1 protein-coding gene is annotated in these 1,238 nt (G+C 48.3%); it reads right to left on the bottom strand.

Annotated features, from left to right (window positions below):
* Positions 1-5: 5 nt before the first annotated feature.
* Positions 6-1,180, bottom strand: a protein-coding gene (locus D9734_RS23040) for an IS3 family transposase (protein WP_130210855.1) whose coding sequence is annotated in 2 segments (ribosomal slippage) — positions 6-922 and positions 922-1,180 — 1,176 coding nt in all. Because the reading frame shifts where the segments join, the coding sequence is not laid out codon by codon here.
* Between the last annotated feature and the right edge of the window lie 58 nt (positions 1,181-1,238).

The raw sequence follows: 1,238 nt of genomic DNA, 5'->3' as shown, positions 1-1,238 counted from the left end.
AGTGGTCAACAAAAACTGGCCACAGCTTTAGAGTTTTTCCAGAACAATCGTTCTGATTCATTCGGCGTCAAACCACCATTATATTGATGAGGTCTGAGCTGGCTGTAATATCCTGTGATGTAATTCGTTATTGCCGTGCTGGCTTCGCTAAAATTCGCGTAGCCATTATCCGGTACCCACTCTGTTTTCAGGCTTCTGAAGAACCGTTCCATTGGGCTGTTATCCCAGCAATTTCCCCGGCGACTCAGGCTTTGCTTTATCTGATATCTCCACAGTAACTGTCTGAAATTCCTGCTGGTATAGTGACTGCCTTGATCCGAGTGATACAGTAAATTAGCCGGTTTCCCCCGTGCTTCCCAGGCCATCGACAGGGCTTTACCTGTCAGTGCGGAATCAGGGAAAAATGACATCGCCCAGCCAACCGGTTTACGGGAAAACAAATCGAGTACAACAGCCAGATAAGCCCAGCGTTTTCCCGTCCAGATATAAGTCACATCACCGCACCAAGCCTGATTAGGCTCGGTAACAGCAAACTGGCGATCCAGATAATTAGGGATCTCAATGTGTTCCTTAGACACCTTCTTATAACGATGGCCAGGTTGCTGACAGCTGATAATATTGAGCGCTTTCATCAGCTTTGTTGCCCGCCAGCGGCTCAGTTTTATACCTTTGGTGGTGACCATTGCGGCAATGCTTCGCGCTCCTGCTGAACCGTTACTTTCGTGATAAACTTCACGCACAAGGCTCAGTAATGCCACTTTCGTGGCGTCAGGCTTCCTGGGCTGCCGCCAGTATTTATAACTGCTGCGATGAACCCCAAACACGTTGCACACAACGGCAACAGGAAACCGCGCCCTGAGTTTCTCAACTAATGAGAATTGTTCAGGGAGTCTGACATCAAGAGCGCGGTAGCCTTTTTTAATATATCCCTTTCCATTTCAACGCGTTGAAGTCTTTTCTTCAACTCACGTATTTCAATCTGCTCAGGTGTCATGGGTGAAGCTATGGGTGATTTTCCCGCTCGCTCTTCTTTCAGTTGTCGAACCCATTTATCCATCGTGGATTTGCCGACATTCATCGCAGTGGCAGCGGCGGCAACGGTGTAATGCTGATCGAGTACAAGCTGGGCAGCCTCGAGGCGAAACTCGGGGCTAAAATTGCGTCTGTTACGTCCGGTCATAATGTCACCTGTTTTGACTATGAGGTGATGATATCACCTCTATTCAGGTGGCCAAATT

The organism is Escherichia sp. E14S1 (assembly GCF_004211995.1).
Lineage (GTDB): Bacteria > Pseudomonadota > Gammaproteobacteria > Enterobacterales > Enterobacteriaceae > Escherichia.
Note: the sequence above shows the minus strand (reverse complement) of the source record. Positions and strands in the feature narration are given on the sequence as shown.